Origin of the sequence: Gilliamella sp. Nev6-6, from assembly GCF_001690605.1 — a bacterium.
Classification (GTDB): domain Bacteria; phylum Pseudomonadota; class Gammaproteobacteria; order Enterobacterales; family Orbaceae; genus Gilliamella; species Gilliamella apicola_C.
In genome coordinates this window covers 1-4,398 of the sequence record NZ_LZHP01000076.1, presented here as the reverse complement: position 1 = coordinate 4,398, position 4,398 = coordinate 1, and the positions used below count along the sequence as shown (strand labels likewise).

Below are 4,398 nucleotides of genomic sequence, written 5' to 3'. Positions count from 1 at the left end.
CAGATTGATGACAAAGAACTCGCTTTTTGGCGAGTTCTTTGATCTAATAGAGAGGAGTCCACTATAAGAGAAGTTCTTCTATGCTAAAAAAACCAACTCCAGCGACACCAGAAAAAATAGAGCAAATCTCACTAGATGCGCTTGTCCCCCAAAATCATCTTGTTCGTAAAATAGCTAAAGTCATTGATTTTGAATTTATTCGAGAAGCGGTAGCACCACTTTATTGCCCGAATAACGGTCGTCCGGCAGAAGATCCGGTCAGACTGTTTAAAATCATGCTATTGGGGTATCTTTTCGGTATCCCCAGTGAACGTCGTCTGGTTCAGGAAATTCAGGTCAATTTAGCTTACCGCTGGTTTCTGGGAATGGGATTAACCGAAAAAGTGATTGACGCCTCAACACTTAGTCAAAATCGTCGCCGTCGGTTTAATGACAGTGAAATCTATCAACAGATTTTTGATAATATTGTTGAGCAGGCCATTGCCAAAGGGTTGATAAGTGGTCGGGTATTATATACGGACAGTACTCACCTAAAAGCAAATGCCAATAAAGGCAAAGCACGTAATGAGCAGCGTATTGTTGAGCCCAGTCAATATATTGATGCGCTTAATCAAGCCATCAACGCAGAAAGAGAATTAAACGGAAAAAAGCCTTAAAGCCATCGACGGTAGAGAAATACAAGGAGGTTAAAGTCAGTACAACAGATCCGGACAGTGGCTTTATGCATCGGGAAGGCAAGCCTAAAGGGTTCTTCTACTTAGATCACCGAACGGTTGATGGCAAACATAATTTAATTACCGATACCTATGTCACAGCTGGAAATATCCATGATTCCCAGCCTTACATGGCTCGATTAAAACGCCAGTTAGAGCGGTTTGGCTTTAATCCGGTTGGTGTCGGTCTTGATGCGGGTTATTTTACGGCTCCCATTTGCCATTTACTGCTGGCAGAGCAGATATATCCGGTGTTGGGTTATCGCCGCCCCACCCATGGTGCGAATCCCATCAGAAAAAAGCAGTTTATCTATAACGGTCAAAACGATACTTATACTTGCCCAAACGGGCAAACATTAATATATAAAACTACCAGCAGGGAAGGTTATCGTCATTATCATTCTGATGCAACAACCTGCAAAATCTGTCCGTTATTGTCACAGTGTACACAGAGTAAAAATACACAGAAAGTCATCACACGGCATATCTGGGAAGCAGATAAAGAGAAAGCCAACGAGATTCGTTTAAGTCAGTGGGGTAAAAAAGTCTATGCTCGGCGAAAAGAAACGATAGAGCGCAGCTTTGCTGATGCTAAACAACATCACGGACATCGCTATGCACGATTTAGAGGAAGAGCGCAGGTTCAAATGCAGTGTTTATTGGCCGCAACGGCTCAAAATATCAAGAAAATAGCGATAAAGCTATTTTTGTTACGTTTTTTTAGGCTATTTTTTAATTTATTTAATAAAATCCAAATTAAAAATCCTATTTAGGTTTAAATAAAAAAATAAACCCCGAATTATATCGAGGTTTGTCATCAATCTGAAAGATATTATTTAATAATATCTTTTTATGTTTTATATGGACATTGAGTCTAATAAAGTTTAATATCCTGACTGAATTTTGTCTGGCATTTGAGTAAAATTAACACGATAATAAGTTTTCCGATGAAAGTTTCTATAAAATATCTAGTAAGTTTAGCCTTTGTGATCTTACCCTTTACCCCTGTATTGGCCGAAGTTCAGCCAACACAGGCACTGGGTGATCAGCAGTTGATCCACCAGCAAGAGCGACAAAAAGCACTACAAGATTTGCTTAGTCCTACCTTCCCCGATATTCGTTTATTACCCCCGAACGCTACCACTAAAGGGATAGATTTTCCGACTGAAGCTCATTGTTTTAACATTGATCATGTCGAGTTAATGGAACGAGACAAATTACCTTGGTTTATTCCATTAAAGAGGCTGGCGCAACAAGCAGAGCATCGCTGCTTGGGAGGGCAAGGAATTAACTTATTGATGAGTAAACTACAAGACCGCTTAGTTAGCTATGGATTGATTACTACGCGCGTTGTTGCACCTGAGCAAGATTTAACAGCAGGGACTTTAAAATTATTGCTTGTTGAAGGTAAAGTAAGGCGAATTTATTACAGTGATGATAGCGATAAATATGCACAGCTTTATAGCGCTATGCCTGTAAGAGAAAACAAAACACTTAATTTACGCGATATTGAACAAGGGCTTGAGAATTTACAACGCTTACCGACGGTCAGCGCACAAATGCAATTAGTGCCAGGCGACAAACCGGGTGAAAGTGATATCGTAATTAGTCGCAAGCAAACAAAGATGTGGCGAATTGGGTTATCGGTTGATGATTCAGGCACCAAAGCAACAGGACGCGACCAAGGCGGAGCGACCCTCTATTTGGACAATTTATTATCGTTAAGCGACGCATTTTATTTATCTGGTGGGCATGATTTAAACGGTAAAGGTAAATATGGTTCACGTAACTATTTATTATCTTATTCGGTGCCATTTGGTTATTGGTTATTAAACGCTTCGCTATCGGGTAATAAATATCATCAGACGGTAGCAGGACAAAATGAAGATTATAAATACAGTGGTCGTAGTCGCAATGCCAATATACAGCTTAGCCGGCTTATTCATCGGAATGAATCACAAAAAACCACATTAAGTTACGGCATAAGCTTACGCCAATCGCATAACTATATTAATGATACCGAAATAGAAATCCAGCAAAGGAAGACCACAAACTGGCAACTGGGCTTACAACATCGACATTATATAAAAGATATAACCTTAGATGCAGGCGTCACGTACCAAAAAGGGGTACGTTGGTTTAATGCGCGAAAGGCACCAGAAGAGCATAATCCAGAAGATAATGGCAGTGCACTATCTGACATTTTCTTAGTCAATTTATCGACACATATTCCTTTTAGTTTAGGTCAGCAACAATTTCGTTATCGTTTTGATTATCAAGGGCAATATACGCGAGGTGAACGTTTGACCTCGCCGGACCAGTTTTCAATTGGCGGTCGATGGAGTGTTCGCGGTTTTGATGGTGAACTGACGTTAAAAGCTGATCGAGGTTGGTATATCCGCAACGAATTAGTTTGGCAAGCGCCGTTTAACTATGAGCCATATTTAGGGCTTGATACCGGCGAAGTGTCAGGGGCGAAAAGTGAATATTTGTTAGGTAGACATTTAACCGGAGGTGTTATTGGGGTGAGAGGCAATCATTATGGATTTTACTATGATGTATTTGCAGGAGCACCGATTCGTAAACCGGCAAGGTTTAAAACCAATCCGTTAGTATTAGGTTTCGGTATCAACTGGAATTACTAGGTAAATAGAAGCTCAATAGTATTAGAACTACAGAGGCAATATCGCAATAAAATCAAGAAATCAAGGATAAGGAATTAGCAATGAATAAGAAGTTATATCGAGTTATTTTTAACAAAAAGCGTAACATGCAGATGGTGGTTGCTGATATTGCCAAGACACCGATAGGCGGTGAAAAAAGCAACTCAACTTCAAGCCTAACCGCATTAAAATCACTTTTTGCCAATTTAAGTCCGATAACCTTTCTTATTTCTGTATCATTGGGTTTTGTCAGTATCAGTTCGCCAGTTTATGGCAGTAGTATTGTGCCGGACCGTCAAGCGAGTAAACATCATCAACCGCAGGTGACCTCAACGGCGAACGGCACCACACAGGTCAACATACAAACGCCGAATAATAAAGGCGTTTCACATAACAAATACCAACAGTTTGATGTCTCAAAGCAAGGTGTAATTTTAAATAACAGCAGTAAAACCAGCAAAACCCAAATTGGGGGTTATATCCAAGGTAATGAACTGTTAAATGCCAGTGGCAGTGCCAAAATCATCTTAAACGAAGTCAACTCACGTAACCCAAGCCAATTAAATGGGGTCGTTGAAGTTGCGGGACAAAAGGCACAAGTGGTTATAGCCAACCCATCGGGGATCACCTGTAATGGTTGTGGGTTTATTAATGCGAGTCGAGGCACATTAACGACGGGTAAACCGATAATTGAAAATGGGGATTTAACCGGTTATCAGGTAGAGCAAGGTCATATAGCGGTAACGGGTAAAGGTCTGGACAGTTCTGGGCAAAACTATACGGATTTAATTGCTCGCACGGTATCGATAAATTCTGCGGTATGGGCAAATGATTTAAATGTGGTGGCAGGGCGTAATAAAGTCAGCGTTGACGCACAAACGGTAACACCGTTAGGTGAAGATGATAACCCAAAACCGGAAGTTGGCTTGGATGTTTCGGCACTGGGGGGGATGTATGCGGGTAAAATCCAGCTAGTCGGGACAGAAAAAGGGGTTGGTGTACATAATGCAGGCGAGTTAGGG

At 40.9% G+C, this 4,398-nt stretch carries 3 protein-coding genes; all 3 read left to right on the top strand.

Annotated features, from left to right (window positions below; translation table 11 throughout):
- Window positions 1–80: 80 nt before the first annotated feature.
- A protein-coding gene (locus A9G42_RS09115; RefSeq protein ID WP_143426139.1) for an IS1182 family transposase occupies window positions 81–1,486 on the top strand; the annotation gives its coding sequence in 2 pieces (ribosomal slippage) (window positions 81–651 and window positions 651–1,486; 1,407 coding nt in all).
- A 174-nt stretch (window positions 1,487–1,660) separates the two neighbouring features.
- Window positions 1,661–3,358, top strand: coding sequence for a ShlB/FhaC/HecB family hemolysin secretion/activation protein (locus A9G42_RS09110; RefSeq protein WP_065588090.1), 1,698 nt, complete (start codon window positions 1,661–1,663; stop codon window positions 3,356–3,358).
- Between the two features lie 80 nt (window positions 3,359–3,438).
- A partial coding sequence (locus A9G42_RS09105) for a two-partner secretion domain-containing protein (RefSeq protein WP_143426138.1) occupies window positions 3,439–4,398 on the top strand: 960 nt, incomplete at its 3' end.

Coding starts and splice junctions, on each gene's coding strand:
- A9G42_RS09110 (WP_065588090.1), top strand. CDS start 1,661: ATGAAAGTTTCTATAAAATATCTAGTAAGTTTAGCCTTTGTGATCTTA.